Source organism: Sinimarinibacterium flocculans, assembly GCF_003201205.1.
GTDB classification, from domain to species: domain Bacteria; phylum Pseudomonadota; class Gammaproteobacteria; order Nevskiales; family Nevskiaceae; genus Solimonas; species Solimonas flocculans.
The window spans coordinates 146,663-168,019 of the sequence record NZ_QICN01000002.1 but is presented as its reverse complement, the minus strand read 5'-3'; the positions used below and the strand labels follow the sequence as shown (position 1 = coordinate 168,019).

The window sequence follows — 21,357 nt, the reverse complement described above, 5'->3', positions numbered from 1 at the left end:
CTCGTGCACACGGGCGCGCGCCAATGATCGACAGCCGCTACCGCCGCTTTGCGCCGGCGCGTGTTGTCGAACATGCGGACGGCGGTGCCGAGGTCCACGCCGCCGACGGCGGCTTCGTGCTGCGCCTGAGCGCGGCGGAGTACGCCGCCGCGCAATTGTTTGACGGCCGGCGCAGCGCCGCCGCGCGCCTCGAAGCGGCCGCAGACGCCGGCTGGACGGCGGCCACGATCGAGGGCCTGGCCGCCGAGCTGGCCGTATACCGGCTGCTGCAGGCCGGCACCCACGAGCCGCTGCCGCCGCCGGCGCACAACGACGCGGAACGCATCGGCCTCGGCTGGACCGGACTCGAGCCGGTCCTGGCCGCCGCGCCGCCGGCGAGTCTGCCGCCGTCGTCGGTGCCCGGTTCGCGCGTCAGTCCGGGACTCACCGGCGGCCTGACCGGCCTGGTCACCGGCCGCCGCGGCCAGGCCAACCAGATCGACTGGCCGCTGCCGCCGACGCCGTTCGTGATACTCGGGCGCCTGCTGATCTGGCCGCTGCGCTCGCGCCTGCATCTGGGCGCTTTCATCGCGCTGTGCGGGCTGGCGATCGCGCTGGTGATCACGCACCGCTACGGGTGGCTGCTGATGTCGGCGGGCCTGTTCGGCAGCTATCGCGCAATCGCGACGGCACTGGTCGGCGCGGCGCTGATCAACCTGCTGTCGATGTCGGCACGCGCGGCGGCGGTCGCACGCTATACACCGAGTACGCCGCGCATCGGCCTGGTCCGCGGTGCGCTCGGCATTCCGCATCTGTTTGTCGACACCGCCGGTGCCGCCGAGCGCGCCGGTCGCGTCGAGCGTCTGCGCATCGTCGGCAGCGGCCTGGTCGGCAGCGCCGCGGCGGCGTCGATCGCCGTGCTCACCTGGTTTCTGTTCGTCGACTCGCAGGTCTCGATCGCGCGCTTCTGCGTCGGCCTGACCGTCGTCACGACGATCTCGCTGGTGCTGCGGCTCAATCCGCTGATGCACTACGACGGCCACTTCCTGCTGTGCCACCTGCTGGACACGCCGGATCTGCGTGAACAGGCCATCGGCGCGCTGCTCGGTGCGCGCAGCCGGCCGTGGCTCGTGCGCACGCGCCGCGTCTCGTATCGTGCGTTGCTGGCTTACGGGTTCGCGGCGGCGGTGTTCCTGCTGGTGCTGCTGTGGCTGATCCTGTGGGGCGTCGGCGGCTGGCTCGCCGAGCGCTATCACGGCGTCGGCTTTCTTGTGTTGTTGAGCGTGATGGGGGTTTATATGGTCAGGCAGTATTCGCGCGCCGCGGTCGACCGCACGACGATGGGCCACGTCAAGCGGCCGTGGCGGCCCACGCGCCGGCAGAAGATCACGGCGCTGATCGTCGCCATCGTCTGCGTGTTGCCCTACCCGTACTCGGCGAGCGGCGAGTTCGAGATCCTGCCGCGCGATCGCGCCGACGTGCGCGCGCTGGTGGCCGGCGACGTGCGCGAAGTGCTGGTCACGGAAGGCGACGCCGTGGCCGCCGGCCAGGTCATCGCGCGGCTCGACGATTCGGCGCAGCGTGCGCGCGTCGCCGTATCGGAAGCCGAGCTGGCGCGTCTCGAGGCGGAACTCGCGATCGTGCGCATGGGCGCGCGCGAGGAGGAGATCGAGCTCGCGCGCAGCAAGGTCGAGACCGCCAAGGCAGCGGCCGAGCTCGCCGAGCGCAGCGCCGCGCGCGTCGCCGTCGCATTCCGCGGCAAGTCGGTCACGCCGCAGGAGTACGAGCGTGCGCAGGGCGCCGCCGAGGTCGCGCGCCAGCAGTTGCTCGAAGCGCAGCGTGCGCTGGCCTTGATCGAGAGTCCGGCGCTCGCCGAGCGCATCCAGAGCATCGAAGCCGAGAAGCGGCGCATCCAGGCCGAGCTCGAGTACGCGCGCCAGGAGCTGGCCTACACCAGGATCAAGGTGCCGATCGCCGGGCGCATCGTTTCCTCCGAACTGCAGTTCGCGCGTGGCCACTACCTCAACCGCGGCGATCCGCTCGCGGTGGTCGAGGACACGGCCACGTTGTATGCCGACATCCGCATCCCCGAATCGTCGATCGGCGAGACGGCGATCGACGCCGATGCCAGCCTCAAGCCCTGGGCGTTCCCGCATACCAGCTTCGACGGTCGCGTGCGCGCAATCGCGCCGGCGGCCGACGACGACACCTACGGCAAGATCATCCGCGTGCAAGTCGAGCTGCAGGACCCCGACGGCCGGCTGCGCACTGGCATGACCGGCAATGCCAAGGTCGACGCCGGCTGGAGCCTGACGGGCATCGTGTTCACGCGTGCGATCGCGCGCTTCGTCTTCGTCGAGCTGTGGTCCTGGATTCCCTGAACGATCCGCCCGGCCGGCCGCCGGTGCAGGCTGCCCTGTGCCAGGCTGATTTCCGGCTCACCGCCGACAGCGGCTTCGGCGACGGCTGGAACCACTATGCCCACAGCATGGCGTGGTTCCGCGGGCGGCTGTACGTCGGCACCTCGCGCGCGTCGCTGGCGGCGCTGCGCCTGTCGCAGCCGACGCCGCGGCTGTATCCGTGGCCGATCCTCGCGCCGAACGATCTCTACGAGATCGACCGCCGTGCGCAGATCTGGGCGTACACGCCGGACACGCAGTCGTGGCGCCTGGTCTACCGTTCGCCGCAGGTGCTCGGCACCAACCAGCGCGACGACGTGCCGAGCTACATCGGCCTGCGCGGCATGGCCGTGCACCAGGATCTCGGCGATCCGCATCCCTGCCTCTACGTGACCACCTGGTCGCCGCACACCGCGCATACGCCGGATCTGCTGCGCAGCGAGGACGGCGAGCATTTCGCGCCGGTGCCGCGGCCGCCGTTCGCCAAGACCGTGCGGGCATTCCGCACCTTGCAGCCGTTCCAGGGACGCGTGCACATCAGCCCGACGGCGTCCGGCACCGCGAAGGGCTTTTTGCAGGACATCAGTTCCGAGGCGGTGGTGTATGCGAACGCCGATCTGCGCACGGACGAGTGGACCGCGGTCAGCGAAGAGGGCTTCGGCAATCCCGACAATGCGACCGTGTTCGAGATGGCGCACTACACCGGGCACCTGTACGGCGGCACCATCAACCCCGTCACCGGCAGCGAGCTGTGGAAGACCGCCGGTGGCGACATGCCGTATCGCTGGCAGCCGGTGATCACCCACGGTGCCGGTCGCGGCCCGCTCAACGAGGCCACGGCGGCGATGTGCGAGTTCAAGGGCGCGCTCTATGTCGCCTACGGCATCATCAACGGCGGCTACCACCGCAGCGCCAACATCGGGCCGTCGGCGGCGGAAATCATCCGCGTCTGGCCCGACGATTCCTGGGAACTGCTGGTCGGCGACGCCCGCAGCACGCAAGAGGGTCTGCGCTATCCGCTGTCCGGTTTCGGGCCCGGCTTCGACAGCCTGTTCAACGGCTATGTGTGGCGTTTATGCGTGCACGACGGCTGGCTCTACGCCGGCACGCTGAACTGGACCAACATCATGCCCTACCTGCCGATGAGCCTGTGGCCCGAGGACGTCATCGCACTGCTGCGGCGCTGGGGCGAAGAGCAACTGCTTGCGCGTTTCGGCGGCGCCGAGCTGTGGCGCACCGAGGACGGCATCCACTGGGAGGCGGTTACGCGCAACGGCTTTGGCAACAAGTTCAACTGGGGCATCCGCACGCTGGTGTCGACCCCGCATGGCCTGTTCGTCGGCACCGCCAATCCGTTCGCGCCCAATGTCGCGGTCAAGCGTGGCCGCCGCTGGCAGTACGTGCACAACCCGCGCGGCGGCTGCGAGGTCTGGCTCGGTTCGCCCGGCGGTGAGGCGTGAGCGCGCCGCCGCCGCTGTTCATACTCGCGGCGCCGTTCTGCGGCGCCTCCTACGCCGCCGGCTGCCTGGGCGTGCATCCGCGGCTTTACGCGGTGCCGGAGCTGTGTCTGCAGATGGCGGACGCGGTTGGTGAGCTGCTCGAGATCTTCCACCTCAGTCAGGGCCCGCAGGCCGACGGCCTGCTGCGCACGATCGCGCAACTGGAATTTGGCGCGCAGCACGACGACGCCGTCGCGGCGGCGCATGAATGGCTCGCGCAGCGCGCGGACTGGACCACCGCGCGGCTGCTCGCGGAAATTGCCGCCCGCGTCGCGCCGCGGCGCCTGGTCGTTCCCGACACCGAGGCGCCGCTGCGCCCGCTCGACCTGCGCCGCCTGCACCGGGGTTTCCCGCAGGCCGGCATCCTGCAGCTCACGCGCCATCCGTGGACCCAGGGCTGCCTGCTCGATGCGTGGGCGCGCGATCGCCTGTTCGTGCCGCCGGACTTCAAGGACCACGCGTTCATCCCGGCGCTGGTCGATCCGCAGGTGCCGTGGCTGCGCTGCAATCGCAACATCGAGACCGTGTTTGCCGGCCGCGCACGCTGTCTGCGCGTCGAGGACGTCGAGACACCGGACGATGCCGCGCTCGCGCGCCTGTGCGAGCTTGCCGGCGTCGACGCGGACGCCCTCGCCGCGATGCGCGAACCCGAGCGCTGGATCTACGCCGGCTTCGGCCCCGGCGCCGCGCCCTACGGCCTCGAAGCCGACGTACTCGAACGCTTCGACGACGAGGTGCTTCAACAAGCCACCGCGGCGACCCTCACCGCACCGCTGCCGTGGCGCCCCGACGGAGCCGGCTTCGATGCGCAGCTCGTCGAGCGGGCGCGACGCTACGGCTATCGGTGAACCTCGCCGGTGGATATCGCTACGCTCCATCCACCTACCGTCACGGCGGGTCCTGAGGCCTGAGCCCGCAGGGTGGATTGAGCGCAAGCGAAATCCACCGGGAGTGACGGTGCTGCCGCTGGTTCAGCGCGCGCCGTAGCCGCCGTCGACGGCGAGCAGATGGCCGTGCACGTAGCGCGATTCGTCCGAGCGCAACCACAGCACCGCCTGCGCGACCTCTTCGGCGGTGCCGGCACGACCGGCCTGCGGGAACGCTTGCGAGTGACGACGGCGCGCGCCGACACTTGCACGCGCGCCGGGCCTGCGTTATCGCCGGTGCTGCAGGAAGAAGTCGACGATGCGCAGCGAGGCGTTGTAGCGGTTGGTGTTGTCGCCGAGCAGCAGCGGCAGCAGGGTCTTGCCGCCGGGCCACTGGTGGCCGACGCCCCTGAGTCCGCACCACTGCACCTCGTTGCCGTCGACGCAGCCGCCGAGCTTGCGGCAGCTCACGGTGTCGTCCTCGCTGACCACGGTCTCGCCGCCGCTGCAGCGATTGCGCTTGCCGAGCGTCGCCACGATCTCGGCGATCGACGGCCGGTAGGTGCCGTCGAACTCGCCGCCGTTCCAGGGGATGCGCGGGTCGTTGCGTCCCTGGATCAGCAGCGTCGGTGTGCCTTTCGACGTGTTGCAGTCCTTGATCATGATGCCGCCGGCGACCGCGGCGATGGCCGTGAACGTGCCCGGCGCCTCGCAGGCGACCCGATGCACCAGCATCGCGCCATTGGAAAAGCCGGCGCCGTAGACGCGGCCATCGTCGATTGCCACCTTGCGCTTGACGTCGGCGATCAGGTTCTTCATGAAACCAACGTCGTCGACGCGGTTCTTCATCGGCTTGCCGCAGCAGCTTCCGGCGTTCCAGCCGCGGCCGATGCCATCCGGGTAGGCGACGATCAGGCCGCGCGCCTCGGCGACGCGGTCGAAGCCGCTGACCTCGGCCATGGACTTGCCGGTGCCGAGGCCGCCGTGCAGTGCGACCAGCAGCGGCATCGGCTTGCTCTTGTCGTAGCTGCGCGGCACGTAGAGACGGTAGCTGCGCTCAAGCTGGCCGGAACGCAGCTCGTGTTCGCTGGCGGCGCCGGGCTGCTGGGCATGGACGTCCGGGGCGGCCACGCAGGCGCCGAGCAGCAGCGTCACGAGCATCAGCGGTACGCGGCGCAGTCTGCGGGTCAGATTGGCGGTCATTTCGGTTCTCGGGGTGGGCGCGGTCGGGCGAGTATTCGACGCCAGCGGTGAATGAAGCATGAAGCCTGCCCGCGATCAAGCGATCGCGTAGGCGGTGCCGATCGAATCCGGATGCAGGGCCGGCGGTGTCTGTCCGGCGGCGCCGAACCAGTGCGCGTTGGCGTCGCCGAGCCGCGGCCCGCGCGCGCGCACTGCGCCGCCGCCGCGCGCGTAGCGGAACGGCAGGCCGGGCAGGCGGTCGTCGCCCACCTGCAGAAACCAGCCGCGCGCCGCGAGCTGCGCGTCGGCGATCAGTTCGGCCGCGTTCATCACCGGCGCCGCGGCGATGCCCAGCGCCTGCAGCTCGGCGGCGGCCTGCGCGGCCTCGCGCGGGCGCAGCCAGTTCGCCAGCAGCGCGTCGATCTCGTCATGATGCGCGCGGCGTTGCGCGGCCGTGGACCAGCGCGCCGCCGTCGCCGCGCCACCGATCCGCGTCGCCAGGCGCCGCCATTCCTCATCCGAGCGCACGCACAGCGTCAGCCAGCGGTCCTCGCCGGCACAGGCGTAACAGCCCTGCGGCGCGTGGACGTCGTGGCGGTTGCCGCGCGGCGCGGGCTGCTGCCCGGTCCGCGCGGCCCGCAGGAAGAACTCGCCGGCAAACCACGCCGTGGTCTCGTTCTCCGACAGGTCGATCCACTGGCCGGGGCCGTCCTGCGCACGCTGCCACAGCGCGATCGCCGCCGCGCAGGCGCCCATGATGCCGTTCATGACGTCCATCTCGCGCACCCGGAACCAGCGGCTGTGCGCGTCATAGGCGGTCAGCGATTGCAGGCCGCTGGCGGCCTCCAGCGTGCCGCCGTAGCCGCAGTACGGTGCGTACGGACCGCTGGCGCCGAAGGCCGACATCGACAGCAGCACGAGGCGCGGATTGAGCGCTTGCAGGCGCGCATAGTCGTAGCCCTTGCGCGCCATCACGCCGGGTCGCGAGTTTTCGATCACCAGATCGGCGTCGCCCACGAGCTGGTCGAGCACGGCGCGGTCGGCGTCGCGCTTGAGATCCAGCGTCAGCGACTGCTTGCCGCGATGCAGCTGCCAGAAGCGCGGATGCGCGTCGACGCGCTCGACATAGCCGCCGCGCATGCCGTCGAGTCGCCGCGGGTATTCGATCTTGATGACCTCGGCGCCATAGTCCGCGAACAGCCGCGCTGCATGCGGACCGGCCCAGTCGTGGCTGAAGTCGAGCACGCGCAAACCGGCGAAGGGGGCGGCGCCGTTTTCCTCTCCCGCTTGCGGGAGAGGATGTCCCGCAGGGACAGAAGAGGGCGCCGGCGCAGCCGGCGTCTGTGCATGTGCGCGGTCCTCGCCGCCGCCCACTGCGGCGGGTAGAGCGTCCTCCGACCACGCGCCGCGCTGCAGCCGGAACGGCGCACCGGGCATGCGCCCGCCGCCGGGCGCGTCGATGAAATAGCCGCGCGCCGCGTGCTGCGGATCGGTGAGCGCGTCGCTGATCGACGCCAGCGGCGCCCAGGCCAGGCCCGCTTTCTGTCCGGCATGGAACAGGGCCTGCCGGGTCTGCGTCGCCAGCCACGGCCGCATCAGGGCCTCGGTCTCGGCGCGTCGGGCGATGCGATCGGCCATCGTCGCCAGTTTCGGGTCGAGCAGGCCGGGGGCCTCGAACATCGCCGCGGCCTTGAGCCAGTGGCGGATCGGCCCGCCGATGATCGCGGCCTCGCCGTCGGCGCAGGGATAGGTGCGCCACGGCACCATCGCATGCTCATCGCCGTTGCGGCGCGCGATCCTGCCGAGCGCCAGCGCCTCCATGAGCGCGACCTCGTAGTTGTCCATCGCGGCCTCGACGATGGCCAGATCGATGTCATCGCCGCCGCCGTCGCGCCGGCGGCGCAGCAGCGCGCCGACACAGGCGAAGCAGGCGTTCATGCCGGCGCTCAACTCGGCGATGCGCGGGCCGGCGTTGAGCGGTGCGCGGCGGCCGTCGCCGGTCGAATGCATCAGCCCGGCGCTGGCGTACAGCGTGATGTCGTCTGCCACCCAGTCGCGTTTCGGCCCGTTCAGGCCATAGGGCGTGATGCGGCAGACGATGGCCTGTGAATTGAGCTGTCGCAGCGTCGCGGCATCGAAGCCCGCCCCGGCGAGTACGTCGACACCCCAGGCATCGATGACGATGTCGGCCCGTCGCAGCAGGCGCTCCAGCGTCGCGCGATCCGGCCGCGCCGGCAGCCGGCGCTTGCCGCTGTGGAACCAGGTCTGCGCGGCCGCGTCGAGTGCGGCGTCGTGCCCGCCGTCGATCTGCACGACCTCGGCGCCGAAGCCGGCCATGAGCTTGCCGCAGCAGGCGCCGGCGACGTGGCCACTGAGTTCGACGACCTGCAGCGCGGCGAAGGGAAACGAGATGGTCATCGCGATGTGCAAAGAAAGTTGTCGAGCGCGTCGAGCACGAGCTGCGGCCGGCTCAGCGGAAAGAAGTGGCCGGCTTCCGCCACCTCGACGTAGCGGGACTGCGGCAGCAGCGCGTGCAGCGCGCGTCCGGAATGTACACAGCGCGACAGCGCGCCGTACATCAGCAGTACCGGCATCGGCAGGGCGGCGATCGCGTCCGCGGACATGCCCGGCTGGTCGAGCTCCTCGCGCGCCGAGGTGTGGTCGAGCAGCTCAAGCCAGGCGCGCGCCGCACGCGCGGCACCACGGCCTTCGCCGAATGGCGTGAAGTCATCGCGCGCCTGCGGCAGCTTGCCGGCCAGGCGCATGCGCGCCGCCGCCTCAAGAAACAGATACCCGACCTGCGGCAGCGCCGCCCAGTCGGCCGCATGCGTCGCGGCGACCTCCTTCTCGGCCTCGCTGATCACCGGGGCATCGTGCAGCCGCAGCAGCGGTTGTATGCGGGCCACGCGCGTGTCGATCAGTGCGAGATGACTGACACGCCCGGGGGCGATCCCCGACGCCTCGAGCGCCGCGGCGCCGCCGTAGCTGTGTCCGACCAGCGCAGCGCGCCGGATCTGCAGCGCATCCATCAACCCCAGTGTATCCTCGGCGAAATCGACGGGGCGGTAGCCGCGCGCCGGCCGCTCGCTGTAGCCGTGACCGCGCAGATCGAAGATCGTCACGCGGTAGCGCTCCTGTAAGGCGACCGCGGTCGCATACCAGAACGCGCGATTGGTCGCGAGACCGTGGATCAGCACCAGGTCCGGGCCTTCGCCGAGCTGTTGCGCGGCGAGCTTCGGCCGCGCACTCACGCCCACACCGCTGTCGTCATGGAATGACCCGGAGGTTGCAGATGTTGTCGGCTCACAGTCAGGACGTCGTCGCCCACTACACGCGTCGCCACGGCGGACGCGACGGCCTGTTCGGCGACCAGCCGTTCGCCAACTACGGCTACTGGACGCGCGACGATATGACGCTGGAGCAGGCCGCCGAGGCGCTGACCGAGCTCGTGGCCACCGCAGCCGGCCTGCGGCCCGGCGACACGGTGCTCGACGTCGGTGCCGGCTACGGTGCCGGCGCGGTGATCTATGCGAAGCGCTGCCGACCGGCGGCGATCACCGGCATCGACATCACGCCGGTGCGCATCGACGAAGGGCGCAAGTACGTGGCCGGCCACGGTCTTGCCGACGTGATCACGCTGCAGCTCGGCAGCGCGACCGCGATGGACTTTGCCGATGCGTCCTTCGACAAGCTGGTCTCGGTCGAATGCGCCTTCCACTTCGACACGCGCGCCGATTTCCTGCGCGAGGCCGCGCGCGTGCTCAAGCCCGGCGGCACGCTGGCGCTCACCGACATGATTCCGCGTCGCGGCACCGATCCCGGGGCCTACCTGCGCGGCGAGAAAACCCTCAACAGCGGCGTGTGCCTCGACAACCCGGCCAACGCCTACGATGCCGACGTCTACGCGGCGCATCTGCGCGACGCCGGTTTCGAGGCGGTGCGCATCGAATCCATCATCGACTGGACGCGGCTGCCGTTCGCGCGCTGCCTCGATGCGATGGGTGAGCGCGATGGCGGCGAACGCGGCGCGGCATGGCGTCGGTCGGCGGCGCGGCTGCGCGAATTCGTCGAGCTCGGCGAGGACTACGTGCTCGTCGTCGCCCGGCGCGCGCGCTGATCCGCAAACCAGATCTGTAGATCCACCCGACCCCCCTCGATCGGAGAGCGGTTCCATGAGTTCGGAGCACACGCAAGGCATCGTCAAATACTACACGCGCCGCCACACGCAGCGCCGCGATGCCTTCGACCGGCCGTATGCGAACTACGGCTACTGGACGCGTCCGGGGCTGTCGATGTCGGACGCCGCCGAGGCAATGGCCGGCCTCGTCGCCGGCGCGGCGGGCCTGTGTCCCGAGGACGAGGTTCTCGAGGTGGGTTGCGGCTACGGCGCCTGCGCAGTGCGCTACGCGACGGCCTTCGGCGCGAAGTCGATCATCGGCATCGACATCACGCCGACGCGCGTCGAGCACGGCAATGAGTACGTGAAGCAGAACGGCCTGGCGGACACGATCACGCTGCGCCTCGGCGACGCGACCAAACTCGACTTCGCCGCCGGCCAGTTCGACAAGCTGATCGCAGTCGAATGCGCCTTCCATTTCGACACGCGCCGCGACTTTCTGCGCGAAGCCGGCCGAGTCCTCAAGCCCGGCGGCACGCTGGTGCTGACCGACCTGATTCCGAAGCGCGACGCGGATCTGTCCCGATACGTCGAAGTCGAGAACCGGCTCGCCGCCGATATCGAGATGTACAACCCGAAGAACGCCTACGACGCCGAGGTCTACGCCGGCTACCTGCGCGAGTCGGGATTTGCCGAGGTGCGCATCGACTCGATCCTGCCGTGGACGCTGGCGCGCTTCATCCCGGCCTGCCGCGAGTACGCGCAGCGGCCGACGACGGTCGACGGCGACAAGGTGCTGGCCCATGCCGACAAGCTGCAGGCCGTGGTCGACGCCGGCGAGGACTACGTGCTCGTCGTCGCGCGCAAGGCGGAGTCGGCGCGCGGCTCAGCCTGAGCGGCAGGCCTCGACCAGCGGGCGCAGCATCGCGCAGCGGTCCGCCGCCGCGGGCGGCAGGGCGCGGGCCTGCGCGACCAGGTCCTGCCAGACGCGCAGCTGGAAGGTCTTGACCACGGTGCGTGCCGGCGCGCCGCACCAGTCGACATCGAACAGCGCCTCGTTGCGATCGAAGGCCGCCTCGTTCCAGCGTATCTGCCCCTGTGCGCGATGGCGCGCGTGCGCGGCGGCGTTGGCGCGCATCAGCGGGATGAAATGCCGCGCCACCCACGCGAGCAGCGGGGCCAGGTCCTCGTGCAACTGCAGCGCGCCGTCGCTGCCCCCGTGCGCGCCGGCGGCGATGCGTCCGAGCCAGTCGCGCAGCCGCGGTGCACGCTCGCGCAGTCGGCGTTCCGATGACGGATCGCTGAGGTTCATGCCGAGCTGGCCGTAGAGCGCGGCGTCGGCCAGTGTGAAGCGCCCGCCGAGCAGCCAGGGTTGTCGTGACAATGCCTGCGCGGCGGCGTCGACCAGTTCATCCCAGGCGGCGGCGAGGCGGGTGTGCGTTTCCGGAAAGCCGGCGCGCCACGGCGGCGGCGGTCGCCCCGCGCCTCGCGTGCCTGGCGCCTGCGGTGCGTCCGGCGACGCCACCGAGAACAGGTAGGGCAGGCGCCGGATCTGCCGGCGCGAGAAGCGTGCCGCCAGCCACGGCCGCAGCGGCCCCGGCACCAGGCTGCGGAACTCGTGCGCGAGGCGCGCGCCGGCATCGTTGTCGTCGTGTGAGACGACCCAGCGGTGGTGGTGCACGCAGTACAGGCCGATCTCGTCGATCGCCTCGTCGAGCAACTGGCAGGCGAAGCGCTGCAATGCATCGTCCGGCAGCAGCGGCGCCGCCTGTGCCGGCGGATGCGCGTCCAGCCATGCGGCGATGGCACTGCTGTCCATGTGCACGCTGCCGTCCGCCGTCAGCAGGTAGGGCACCAGCGGATACTCGTCGAGCGCGTCGCGCCGCGGCCAGCGCTGCACCGTGCCGCGGTGCTGCGCACGCCGGATGCGCGCGGCCAGGCGCAGGTTTTCGAGCGTGCCGCCATCCGCCGGGCGCAGGTCCAGTGGCAGGCCCGCGTGCCGGCACAGGGCCTCGAGCTTCAGGCCGTAGGGCGACAGCACCGAGCTCCACAGCACCGCACGCATGGCGGCCTCAGCCGGGCGGTGCGGCGTCGGCGGCCGGCGGGCGGATGAAGATCGGGCTCGACCATGCGCGGTGCTGCACCTCGGCCAGGCAGCGCTCGTCCAGCGGCGTGCGCGCGCTGTCGCCGTGGCAGGGATTCACCGCGATGCAGCGGCCCTGCTCGTCGAACTCGCACCGCAGCTGCGCGCCGTTGATCGTCGGTTCCGCACGCTGGATCGCCCGCGCGTAGTACAGCACCTCGCGGCCGATCTGCGGATACTCCGGATCGTCGAACTCCACCGCGCAGCCGTCGCCCTCGTCGGCGCATTGCAGGACCTTCCACGGGTCCTCGATCAGCGGTTCCAGTGCTTCGTCCAGGTCCTGCTGACGGCGGATGCGCACGATCTCGATGCGCTCGACCGGCGTGCGCGCATCGCCCGGGTTGTAGCACTCGCCGCCGCAGAGCTGCTCGACGCGCTGATCGCCGATGGCATCGACGGTCCACGCCGGGCATCCGGGCTTCTGCTCGAAGGCACCGAGCGCGCGGACGCGAAAGCGCGGCACGTCGCTGCCCTGCAGCTCCGAGCCCATCGGATGGCGCGTGCCGTCGGCGCCGACGAGATCGAACCACAGCTGCATGCGCGGACCCGAGGTGCCGAACACCTCCTTGCGCTGCAACGCGTCCCAGATCGCGTCGCGCGTGCGCGTCGGCGCGTGCACGGCCACCAGGCCGCCGGTGTAGAAGAACGAGGCCTGCCGCTCGGTTTCGGCGATCTGCAGGAAGTTGTACGGCGTGTTGCCGAGCTCAAAGCTGCGCGGACGCGCCGGATCGCCGGTGGGCTTGGCGGCATCGACGAAGCGCTTCTGCACCAGCTCGTTCGCGGCGCCGCGCGCCTCGGTGCTGGTGTGCCGGTTCACCTGCTTGAAGCCGGTGCCGGCCTCGGCGGCGTGATTGTCGCTGGAGCCGATGAAGCCGAAGCGGAAGCGCAGCGCACCGCCGTCGTCATCGACTTCGTCCGGATTGTTGTAGGCCATGATCGCCTGCACCGAACTCGCCGGGCGATGGTTCAGCGGCGGCATGAAGCAGTCCGTGCACTGCCCGCAGTTGAGCCAGTCCTCGGGCTGCACGTCGGCCACGACCAGATGCCCGGCGCGGCCGGCCCTGAGGTAGTTGGACTCCACCTCCGCGACGCGTGCCGCGCAGTCCGCGGAATCCGGATCGTCGCAGCGCGAGCGGATGATCTGGCCGGCGCGCTTGCAGCACGGCAGGTAGTCGTCGCTCGCCTCGGGGCACACCAGGCCGCCGTCGGCGTCATAGGCCACGGCGCGCCAGTCGCGGTACTCCTCGGCGTTGCCGTGTCCGGAGAAGATCTCGATGAGCTTCTGCCGCCTGGGGTCGTGCTGCTTGCGTGTGAGCTGCTTCTTCCACGAGGAACCCGGCGGCGTGTAGTAGCCCCAGGTGGTGCCGTGCGGAATCACCAGCGCATTGCCGCCCCATTCGTCGAGCTTGCGGAACAGGTCCGCCGGCTCGGTCGCGAACTCGATGCAGTCCGCCGGCAGGTCACGCGAGTTCACGTCTTGCGCGCAGGTGGGGATCGAGGCCAGCTCCATGCGCTTGTCGTCCTGCAGGAACTGGCGGTCGCGGTTCTCGAAGTCGGTCAGGTACGGACCGACGAAGCGGTCGGTGAACGGCAGCGAGTTCACGCGCATCGCGTTGTAGGCGATGCCGCCGGCGATGATCGGTCGCCTGGGCACCCGGTCCTCGGCAGTCTCGTAGAGGATCACGTTCTTGTGGCCGTAGTGGGTCTCCGGCGTGTTGCCCATCTGCGTCCATTCCCAGCCGAGAAACGCGACCACGTCGGGGTTGTCGGCGGGGCCGGCGGCGTCGTTGCAGGCGCGGACCGTGTCCTTGATCATCGACCAGTGCCGCGGTGTCAGGCTCTCGGAATGGTCGGTGTGCGCGTAGAAGTCCAGCGACGAACAGAAGCGGGCATAGTCGCAGGCATCGGCCGGCGGTCGCGCACCAGGGCCGTGCATCAGCGGCAGCGCCCAGACGAAGGCGTCCATCGAGAACGTGGTGTGCACATGCAGATCGCCGTAGAGCACCTGGCCGTCCCCTTCGCGCGCATCGGCATGAGGCTGCTGCCGCTCGCGCAGGCTCTGCGCATCCACGCGCGTCGCGGCTACGGTGCCGGCCCCTTCGGGTTCCACCTGCCGGTCCCACCACACCAGCGCCACCACTGCCGCGGCGAGCACCGCGAGCACGACGACCATCTTCGACAAGGCTTTCATCGTTCTTCCCCTGCGCCGCATCGGCGGCGCTGCGCACGGAATCTAATTTACACTGCGTCAATATGTTGAACGAAACCGACGCCGGCCGCATCCGCCTGGCCTGGCTTGCGGTCGCCGCGGGCGGCCTGCTGGCCGCACTGTCGCTGCTTTACGAGGGGCGGGGCAAGCCCCTGCCGGCCGGCGCCGCGGCTGTCGTCGGCGACCAGGCGATCGGTCGCGACCAGTGGCAGCGCGCCGTGCAGGCCGTAGAGGGCGATCGCGCACGGGCGCTCGACGGCGAAGAACGACGCGCCGTGCTCGACCGGCTCATCGACGAGGAACTGCTGTTCCAGCACGCGCTCGACAGCGGCCTGGCGCGCGACGATCCGGGCCTGCGCAAGACCCTGGTCGCGGCGCTGATTGACGCGACGACCGCGGGCGGCGCCGTCGACGAGGATGCGGCGCGGGCGCTGTTTGCGCGCGATCCGGCGTATTTCGCAGCGCAGCCGCGGCTGGCCGTGGTCGCCGTGCGGACGAACGACGCGGCGGCGCAGGATGACGCCACCGCTGCTCGTGGGGCGCTGGGCGAGGTTCTGCAGGACGCGCTGCGCGAGGGGCGCCCATTGCCTGCCGGCTTCGAGCCCGTGGCGCTACCCGAAGAACCGCTGCCGCTGCCGCAGATCGCGCAGCGCCTCGGCGGCGCCGCGGCCGGCGCGCTGCACCGGGCCACGGCCGGCGAGCTGCTGGGACCGTTCGTGCAGGGGCGCGGCGCGCTGTACGTGCTGCTGCGCCAGCGCTATGCCGATGCCGTGCGCTACGAGGACGTGGCTGACGCCGTGCGCAGCGAGTGGCAGCGCCGCGAGGCCGAGAAGGCGCTGGAGGCGCTGCTCACCGAGCTGCGCCGCGACGCGGCGATCCGCTACGCCAGCGATGCGCGCTGACGCCGCCCGGCGCGGCCTGCTGCTGTGCGTGCTGCTGTGCGCGGCGCTGCCGGCGCAGGCCCACAACCGCTCGGTGTCGTACTCGACATGGACGGTCGAGGATGCCGTGCTGCACGCCCAGGTGCGGCTGCCCGGCGTGGAGCTGAACCGCGCCAGCCTGCACCCGCAGGACCCGCGCATCCTCGATGAGCTGGCCAGCCGCGTGCGCAATGGCTTCGTGCCGTCATCGGCAGCGGGCCATTGCACGGACGCCTCCGCCCAGGCGCGCCGTAGCGGCGCGGACTTCATCGTCGAGGCGCGCTGGCGCTGCGACGGGCCGCCGCAGCAGATCGAGACGCGCTTTTTGCTCGACGCGATTGCTGGCCATCTGCACTTGCTGCAGATGCGCACGGGCGACGGCCTGATCGGCCCATTCGCGTTGAGCGCCGCACGCCCGCGGGTGAGGGTCGGCGCGTACGGCGCAGCCGTTCCCGAACCGGCGTTCTCGCGCTATCTGTGGCTGGGAGCGGAGCACATCCTCATCGGCTGGGATCATCTGGCGTTCCTGGTCGTGCTGCTGCTCGGTGCCGCCTCGCTGCGCCAGCTTGCGTGGCGCATCACCGGCTTCACGGTGGGGCACAGCGCGACGCTGATCCTGGCCACGCTGGGCGCGGTGCGCCCGCCGGCGCTGATGGTGGAAAGCTTCATCGCGCTGACCATCGCCTGCTTCGCCGCCGAGCGCGTGCTGGCCGGGCAGGCGCGGGCGGCGGCACATATCGCGACGTTGACCGGCGCGCTGGCGCTGGTCGGCTGGATTGCCGGCGCGCTGCCTGGGCCGCTCGCTGCCGCTGCGGTGCTGCTGATCCTGGGCGGCGGGCTCGACACGCGACTCGACAGCCTGCGCACGGGGCTGTTCGGCCTGTTCCACGGCTTCGGCTTCGCCGGGGTGCTCGGCGAACTCAACGCCGGGCAGGCGGTGCCGGCGCTGCCGCTGGCCGGCTTCAACCTGGGCGTGGAACTCGGTCAGCTCCTGTTCGTGCTGCCGCTGTGGTGGCTCGCCCGCCGCTGGCCCGCGCTGCACCGGCCGTGGCTGCCGGCGCTGATGCTCGCGCTGGGCTGCGCCTGGTTCTTCCAGCGCATCGCCTGAGTCGGGCCCGGCCCGGACCCGGGCTCCGGGCGCGTAGCCTCAGCGCTTGAGCCGTTCCTCCCAGAACGCCGCGTTGCGGATGCCCAGCGCCTGCGGGTCGAACACCGGCTCGGCGCCGGCTTTCTTCTGCCGCTCGTAATCGCGCAGCGCCGCCAGCGCCGGCTTCTGCAGGATGAGGATGGCCACGATGTTCAGCCACGCCATCAGCCCCACGCCGATGTCGCCCAGCGCCCAGGCGAGGTTGGCGCTGCGCACCGTGCCGTAGGTCACCGCGGCGAGGATGCCGATGCGCAGCAGCAGCACCATCCACGGCCGGTGCACCTGCCGGTTGATGTAGCTGACGTTGGTCTCCGCCATGTAGTAGTAGGCGACGATGGTCGTGAACGCGAAGAACAGCAGCGCCAGCGCGACGAAGCCCGCGCCGTAGCCCGGCAGCACCGCCTCCACCGCCGCCTGCGTGTAGCCGGGGCCGGCCTCCACGCCCGGCAGGTTCTCGACGATCACGGCGCCGGCCTGTCCCATTACGTTGTACATGCCGGTGGACAGGATCATGAACGCCGTGGCCGAGCACACCAGCAGCGTGTCCACGTAGACCGAGAACGCCTGCACGTATCCCTGCTTGGCCGGGTGCGAAACCTCCGCCGCCGCCGCCGGATGCGGGCCGGTGCCCTGTCCGGCCTCGTTGGAATAGATGCCGCGCTTCACGCCCCATTCCACCGCCAGGCCCAGCACCGCGCCGAACGCCGCCTCCGCGCCGAAGGCGCTGCGCAGGATCAGCGACACCACCTCCGGCACCTGGTGGATGTTGAGGAACATGATCGTCAGCGCCACGAGGATGTACGCCAGCGCCATGAACGGCACCACGATCTGCGCAAAGTGCGCGATGCGCTTGACCCCGCCGAAGATGATGAAACCCAGCGCCACGACGATGCCCGCCGCCGTTACCGCCGGTGCCACGCCCCAGGCCACATTCATGCTCAGCGCGATGCTGTTCGCCTGCACGCCCGGCAGCAGCAGTCCGGTCGCGATCACCGTGGAGACCGCGAACAGCCAGGCATACACACGGCTGCCCATCGCCTTCTCGATGTAGTACGCCGGGCCGCCGCGATACTGGCCGCTGTCGTCGCGCTCCTTGTAGATCTGCGCGAGCGTGGACTCCACGTAGGCCGTCGAGGCGCCGAGAAACGCCACCACCCACATCCAGAACACCGCGCCCGGCCCGCCGAAGGTGATCGCCGTCGCCACCCCGGCGATGTTGCCCGTGCCCACGCGCCCGGACAGCGACATCGCCAGCGCCTGGAACGTCGACACGCCGGACGCCGATGCCTTGCCGCTCCCCAGCAGCCGCAGCATCTCGCCGACGCCGCGCACCTGCATGAAGCGCGTGCGGATCGAGAAATACAGCCCCGCCCCCAGGCACAGCGCGATCAGCGCCTTGCTCCAGATCAGCCCGTTGACCGCGTTGACGAACGATTCCACTGCATCAGCCCCCTGATTTGCCGGTGCCGCCCCGCGGATCGCGCGGCCCCCGAATGCGGCACAAAGCGTAACCCTGACCCATCGCGCCCCGTCGCGCCATCCAGAACATCCACCAACAGGGTGCGAGAGGGCGCGAATTCGCCTGATTTCGCCGATGTTCAAGCCGCCGGCATCGCGCTACATTCGGACCCTGCATCCCTGAAAGGGAGGGAGCATGCCGAACCGCCTCGTCAGTCGCCCTGCATCGCCAGCGGCGTCGCACGTGCTTACGCCCGTTCCGCGGCCGCGCTTCCGTTTCAAGTTCCTTTCCGAGAAGGCGAGCGAGGGACGTGCTTGTGGATCAAGCGCTTGCGACGAGCGTGCCTAGGTTGTGGAACCTATGGCCGAGTCATGGAGCCGGTTTGGTTCCTCAATTGGGCGTTATGCATCGGAGAAACATCAGTGTTGCAGCTGAACAAGCAGCTTGACTTGTCGCGCTGTCCGCATTGCGGTGTGAATTCGCCGAATCTTGCGCAGCAACAAGTGTTCGAGACTCACGACGCGGACAAGAAACGGCGGCAGGTATGGGGAATCTATTTTGTATAACAGCACGGCTGGAGACGGTCGACGCGCCGGTATCGGTCCACGGACCTGCGCGCACGGCACTGCTCGCCGTTCCGGCGAACCTGGATTTCGAACGGTGAGGGCCGGAGCCAACGCCTGCGAACCCGCTTTCGTGAGGGACGGGTGGCCTGTGGATGCTGCGCGGTCCCTCGGCTGACGGAGGCCGCGCGTGGGCGCCAGAACCGTCCTGATGCTCGCCAGCGCCGCGATCATCCTCGTGCTCGGCTGCGTCCATCTGCTCTACACCTTCTTCGGGCCGAAGCTGCTACCCCGCGATCCCGGCGTGATCGCGTCGATGAAGGCGACTACGCTGGTGATCACGAAGGAAACGTCGGTCTGGAACGCATGGATCGGCTTCAACGCGAGCCACAGCATGGCCGCGATCCTGTTCGGCCTCGTGTTCGGCTATCTGGCGCTCGTCCATCCCGCCCTGCTGTTCGGATCGACGTATCTGCAGCTCGTGGGCCTTTGCATGCTGCTCGGGTTCCTGGTGCTGGGCTGGTTGTACTGGTTCAGCGCGCCGTTCTTGGGGATTGCCGTGGCGCTGGGGTGCTATGTGGCGAGCATCGTCCTTGGGCGGCTTGGCTGAATCGACGACAATGCGAAGCTTGAGGAGGCTCGCAGGGCAGGGTGCCTGGCACGCGAACCGTCGGAATCCGATCGGGGCAGGTCCATGAAGATCGTTCGCAGCAAGTCGTTCACGGCGGAGCGGGCCTGGGGCGCGCTCGACATCGCCAACATGAAGGCCATCACGACGCGGCTGCACTGGACGGACCAGCCGTACAAGTGGCACGTCAACGACGGCGAGGAGGTGTTCGCCGTGCTCGACGGTGTCGTCGACATGCACTATCGCGAGAGCGGTGCGGAGCATGTCGTCACCTTGCGGACCGGGGACGTGTTCTTTGCCGGCGTTGGCTGCGAGCACGTCGCGCATCCGCAGGGCGAGGCGCGCATCCTGGTGGTGGAGCACGAGGGCAGCGTCTGAGCGCGGATCGGCGTGAGGCGGCCTGGCATCTGACGGGTGATGCCGGCCACACGGATCGGGCGCTACAACGGAAATCCACCATGGGCACGCATCAGGACCAGCTTCGCGGTTTTGCCGAGTACAACCGGACGTTCAACCGTCGCCTGTATGAGGTGGCGGCGGAACTGCCAGACGAGGTGCGCAAGCAGGATCGCGGGGCGTTCTTCGGCTCCGTGCATGCCACCTTGAACCACATCCTGCTGGCGGACCGCGTGTGGCTCGGGCGTTTCTCGACGGTGTTTCCGGGGCTGGCGTCGCTGCAGGGCGCGGCGGTGCTGCACGGCTTCGGCTCGCTGGCCGACGAGCTGTATGCGGATTTCGACGCGCTGCGTCGCGCTCGTGCCGAGACCGACGATGTGCTGGTGGCCTGGGTGGAAGAGCTCGATGAAACGCTGCTGGCGCAGACGATGCGCTACCGCATGTCCTCGGGCCGCGAGCGCGTGCACCCCGCCTGGGTCGCGGCGGCGCATCTGTTCAACCACCAGACGCATCACCGCGGGCAGATCACCACGCTGCTCCACCAGCTCGGCAAGGACCCGGGCGTGACCGACTTCATCGCCTACGTGCATGCAACCGCTGCCTGAGGCGGCGGCGTGCGCATCCATGAGGCGATGCGCGGTCCGCGTCAGTTACCGCGGGGTGAAAGACCCGCTGCCGGACTGAATCGCGGCACGGGCCCGCGTGCCGTCAGGCCCGCAGGGCGCGCAGCCCTTGCGCGAGCCGCTCGACGGTGCCATCCACGTCCGCAAACTTGTCGAGCCCGAACAGGCCGATGCGGAAGGTCCGGAAGTCCGCCGGTTCGTCGCACATCAACGGCACGCCGGCGGCGGCCTGGATGCCGACGTCGACGAAGCGCTTCGCGGAGCTGAGGTCGGGATCGCTCGTGTAGCTGACGACGACGCCCGGTGCCTCGAATCCCGGCGCGGCGACGCTCGGGTAGCCGTGTTCGGCGAGCAGGGCGCGCACGCGCGCGCCGAGCGTGAGCTGGCGCTCGCGCACGTGCTCCAGGCCCAGATTTACGGTTTCCTGCGCGGCGTCGCGAAAGCGGCGCAGCGCGTCGGTGGGCATGGTCGCGTGGTAGGCGTGGCCGCCGTTCTCGTAGGCCTGCATGATCTGGCGCCACTTGCGCAGGTCGGCGGCAAAGCTGCTGCTCTGTGTCTGTTCCAGCCGTTCGACAGCGCGCGCGCCGAGCATCACCAGTGCGCTGCTCGGTGGCGCGCTCCAGGCCTTCTGCGGCGCGGACAGCAGCACGTCCACGCCGCGTGCGCGCATGTCCACCCAGACTGCGCCGGAGGCGACGCAATCCAGCACGAACAGGCCGCCGTGCGCGTGGACCGCCGCGGCGACGCGGTCGAGATAGTCGTCGGGCAGCAGGATGCCGGAGGCGGTTTCCACGTGCGCGGCAAAGACCAGGTCGGGCTTTTCGCGGGCGATGGCGGCTTCCACGTCCTCGATCGCGGGCGGTGCGAACGGCGACTGCGGTGCCTCGCCGCTGCGGCGCGCCTTGAGCACGGTCTCGCGCGCCGGGATGCGGCCCATCTCGAAGATCTGGCTCCAGCGATAGCTGAACCAGCCGTTGCGGATGACGAGCACGGTCGCGTCCTGCGCGAACTGGCGGGCGATGGCCTCCATGCCGTAGCTGCCGCCGCCGGGCACCACCGCGACGGCATCGGCCTGGTAGACCGAGCGGAGCAGGCCGGAGATGTCGCGCATCACCTGCTGGAAGTTGCGCGACATGTGGTTGAGGGCACGGCCGGTGAACACGACCGAGAACTCGGCCAGGCCGCCGGGATCGACAGGAGAATCAACCGCCACGAGGGATCATCCGG

At 70.1% G+C, this 21,357-nt stretch carries 17 protein-coding genes and 1 pseudogene; 10 read left to right on the top strand and 8 right to left on the bottom strand.

The window, feature by feature from the left end; genetic code table 11:
- The first annotated feature begins 23 nt into the window (after positions 1 to 23).
- From C8D93_RS04485 to C8D93_RS04475, 3 genes are read left to right on the top strand one after another with little or no spacing between them, the layout of a single operon-like run.
- Positions 24 to 2,360, top strand: coding sequence for an RND family efflux transporter (locus C8D93_RS04485; protein WP_110263973.1), 2,337 nt, complete (start codon positions 24 to 26; stop codon positions 2,358 to 2,360).
- Positions 2,342 to 3,838 (top strand): hypothetical protein, encoded by a 1,497-nt coding sequence (locus C8D93_RS04480; RefSeq protein WP_110263972.1) that lies wholly within the window; start codon positions 2,342 to 2,344, stop codon positions 3,836 to 3,838. The genes C8D93_RS04485 and C8D93_RS04480 overlap by 19 nt, the downstream gene beginning before the upstream one ends.
- Positions 3,835 to 4,725 carry a sulfotransferase gene (locus tag C8D93_RS04475; protein WP_110263971.1) on the top strand — a complete coding sequence of 297 codons (891 nt, stop codon included), beginning with the start codon at positions 3,835 to 3,837 and terminating at the stop codon, positions 4,723 to 4,725. Before C8D93_RS04480 ends, C8D93_RS04475 begins: the two co-directional genes overlap by 4 nt.
- 123 nt (positions 4,726 to 4,848) lie before the next feature.
- Here the strand turns inward: C8D93_RS04475 and C8D93_RS21330 are convergent.
- From C8D93_RS21330 to C8D93_RS04455, 4 genes and pseudogenes are all read right to left on the bottom strand, one after another.
- Positions 4,849 to 4,977: pseudogene (locus tag C8D93_RS21330) on the bottom strand (SDR family oxidoreductase); the annotation flags it as partial.
- Positions 4,978 to 5,031: 54 nt separating this feature from the next.
- A complete protein-coding gene (locus tag C8D93_RS04465) occupies positions 5,032 to 5,946 on the bottom strand; it encodes a CE1 family esterase (RefSeq protein ID WP_170123898.1) in 915 nt (304 codons plus the stop codon).
- A 75-nt stretch (positions 5,947 to 6,021) separates the two neighbouring features.
- Positions 6,022 to 8,343 (bottom strand): CaiB/BaiF CoA-transferase family protein, encoded by a 2,322-nt coding sequence (locus tag C8D93_RS04460; RefSeq protein ID WP_110263969.1) that lies wholly within the window; start codon positions 8,341 to 8,343, stop codon positions 6,022 to 6,024.
- Positions 8,340 to 9,176, bottom strand: coding sequence for an alpha/beta fold hydrolase (locus tag C8D93_RS04455; protein ID WP_110264346.1), 837 nt, complete (start codon positions 9,174 to 9,176; stop codon positions 8,340 to 8,342). The genes C8D93_RS04460 and C8D93_RS04455 overlap by 4 nt, the downstream gene beginning before the upstream one ends.
- Positions 9,177 to 9,217: 41 nt before the next feature.
- On the opposite strand from C8D93_RS04455, the gene C8D93_RS04450 reads away from it, so the two are divergent.
- Together C8D93_RS04450 and C8D93_RS04445 are read left to right on the top strand one after the other, a co-directional pair.
- A complete protein-coding gene (locus C8D93_RS04450) occupies positions 9,218 to 10,042 on the top strand; it encodes an SAM-dependent methyltransferase (protein ID WP_110263968.1) in 825 nt (274 codons plus the stop codon).
- Positions 10,043 to 10,097: 55 nt separating this feature from the next.
- Positions 10,098 to 10,937 (top strand): class I SAM-dependent methyltransferase, encoded by an 840-nt coding sequence (locus C8D93_RS04445; protein WP_170123897.1) that lies wholly within the window; start codon positions 10,098 to 10,100, stop codon positions 10,935 to 10,937.
- Here C8D93_RS04445 and C8D93_RS04440 read toward each other — a convergent pair.
- Positions 10,929 to 12,107, bottom strand: a complete 1,179-nt coding sequence (locus C8D93_RS04440) for a glutathione S-transferase family protein (RefSeq protein ID WP_110263966.1) — start codon at positions 12,105 to 12,107, stop codon at positions 10,929 to 10,931. The two genes, C8D93_RS04445 and C8D93_RS04440, sit on opposite strands and share 9 nt — an antisense overlap.
- A gap of 7 nt (positions 12,108 to 12,114) precedes the next feature.
- Positions 12,115 to 14,376, bottom strand: coding sequence for a DUF3604 domain-containing protein (locus C8D93_RS04435; RefSeq protein WP_170123896.1), 2,262 nt, complete (start codon positions 14,374 to 14,376; stop codon positions 12,115 to 12,117).
- Between the two features lie 62 nt (positions 14,377 to 14,438).
- Here C8D93_RS04435 and C8D93_RS04430 point away from each other — a divergent pair, with 62 nt between their 5' ends.
- Both C8D93_RS04430 and C8D93_RS04425 read left to right on the top strand, forming a co-directional pair.
- Entirely contained in the window at positions 14,439 to 15,296 is an 858-nt protein-coding gene (locus tag C8D93_RS04430; RefSeq protein ID WP_110263964.1) for a SurA N-terminal domain-containing protein, read from the top strand.
- Positions 15,286 to 16,422 carry a HupE/UreJ family protein gene (locus tag C8D93_RS04425; RefSeq protein ID WP_170123895.1) on the top strand — a complete coding sequence of 379 codons (1,137 nt, stop codon included), beginning with the start codon at positions 15,286 to 15,288 and terminating at the stop codon, positions 16,420 to 16,422. The genes C8D93_RS04430 and C8D93_RS04425 overlap by 11 nt, the downstream gene beginning before the upstream one ends.
- A gap of 39 nt (positions 16,423 to 16,461) precedes the next feature.
- Here the strand turns inward: C8D93_RS04425 and C8D93_RS04420 are convergent, their stop codons facing one another.
- Positions 16,462 to 17,901, bottom strand: a complete 1,440-nt coding sequence (locus tag C8D93_RS04420; RefSeq protein ID WP_110263962.1) for an alanine/glycine:cation symporter family protein — start codon at positions 17,899 to 17,901, stop codon at positions 16,462 to 16,464.
- A 772-nt stretch (positions 17,902 to 18,673) separates the two neighbouring features.
- Between C8D93_RS04420 and C8D93_RS04415 the strand changes: the two genes are divergently transcribed.
- From C8D93_RS04415 to C8D93_RS04405, 3 genes are all read left to right on the top strand, one after another.
- Complete coding sequence (locus tag C8D93_RS04415) at positions 18,674 to 19,093, top strand: LIC_13387 family protein (protein ID WP_245903812.1); 420 nt, start codon at positions 18,674 to 18,676, stop codon at positions 19,091 to 19,093.
- A gap of 84 nt (positions 19,094 to 19,177) precedes the next feature.
- A complete protein-coding gene (locus tag C8D93_RS04410; protein WP_110263961.1) occupies positions 19,178 to 19,489 on the top strand; it encodes a cupin domain-containing protein in 312 nt (103 codons plus the stop codon).
- 80 nt (positions 19,490 to 19,569) lie between these two features.
- Positions 19,570 to 20,112 carry a DinB family protein gene (locus C8D93_RS04405; protein ID WP_110263960.1) on the top strand — a complete coding sequence of 181 codons (543 nt, stop codon included), beginning with the start codon at positions 19,570 to 19,572 and terminating at the stop codon, positions 20,110 to 20,112.
- 103 nt (positions 20,113 to 20,215) lie between these two features.
- Here C8D93_RS04405 and C8D93_RS04400 read toward each other — a convergent pair whose 3' ends face one another.
- Positions 20,216 to 21,343, bottom strand: coding sequence for an aminotransferase class V-fold PLP-dependent enzyme (locus C8D93_RS04400; protein WP_245903811.1), 1,128 nt, complete (start codon positions 21,341 to 21,343; stop codon positions 20,216 to 20,218).
- Positions 21,344 to 21,357: the final 14 nt, after the last annotated feature.

Bases quoted from the DNA above. Each gene is read 5' to 3' on its own strand.
- C8D93_RS04485 (WP_110263973.1), top strand. From the start codon at position 24: ATGATCGACAGCCGCTACCGCCGCTTTGCGCCGGCGCGTGTTGTCGAA.
- C8D93_RS04465 (WP_170123898.1), bottom strand. From the start codon at position 5,946: ATGACCGCCAATCTGACCCGCAGACTGCGCCGCGTACCGCTGATGCTC.
- C8D93_RS04460 (WP_110263969.1), bottom strand. From the start codon at position 8,343: ATGACCATCTCGTTTCCCTTCGCCGCGCTGCAGGTCGTCGAACTCAGT.
- C8D93_RS04450 (WP_110263968.1), top strand. From the start codon at position 9,218: ATGTTGTCGGCTCACAGTCAGGACGTCGTCGCCCACTACACGCGTCGC.
- C8D93_RS04445 (WP_170123897.1), top strand. From the start codon at position 10,098: ATGAGTTCGGAGCACACGCAAGGCATCGTCAAATACTACACGCGCCGC.
- C8D93_RS04440 (WP_110263966.1), bottom strand. From the start codon at position 12,107: ATGCGTGCGGTGCTGTGGAGCTCGGTGCTGTCGCCCTACGGCCTGAAG.
- C8D93_RS04435 (WP_170123896.1), bottom strand. From the start codon at position 14,376: ATGAAAGCCTTGTCGAAGATGGTCGTCGTGCTCGCGGTGCTCGCCGCG.
- C8D93_RS04430 (WP_110263964.1), top strand. From the start codon at position 14,439: ATGTTGAACGAAACCGACGCCGGCCGCATCCGCCTGGCCTGGCTTGCG.
- C8D93_RS04425 (WP_170123895.1), top strand. From the start codon at position 15,286: ATGCGCGCTGACGCCGCCCGGCGCGGCCTGCTGCTGTGCGTGCTGCTG.
- C8D93_RS04410 (WP_110263961.1), top strand. From the start codon at position 19,178: ATGAAGATCGTTCGCAGCAAGTCGTTCACGGCGGAGCGGGCCTGGGGC.
- C8D93_RS04405 (WP_110263960.1), top strand. From the start codon at position 19,570: ATGGGCACGCATCAGGACCAGCTTCGCGGTTTTGCCGAGTACAACCGG.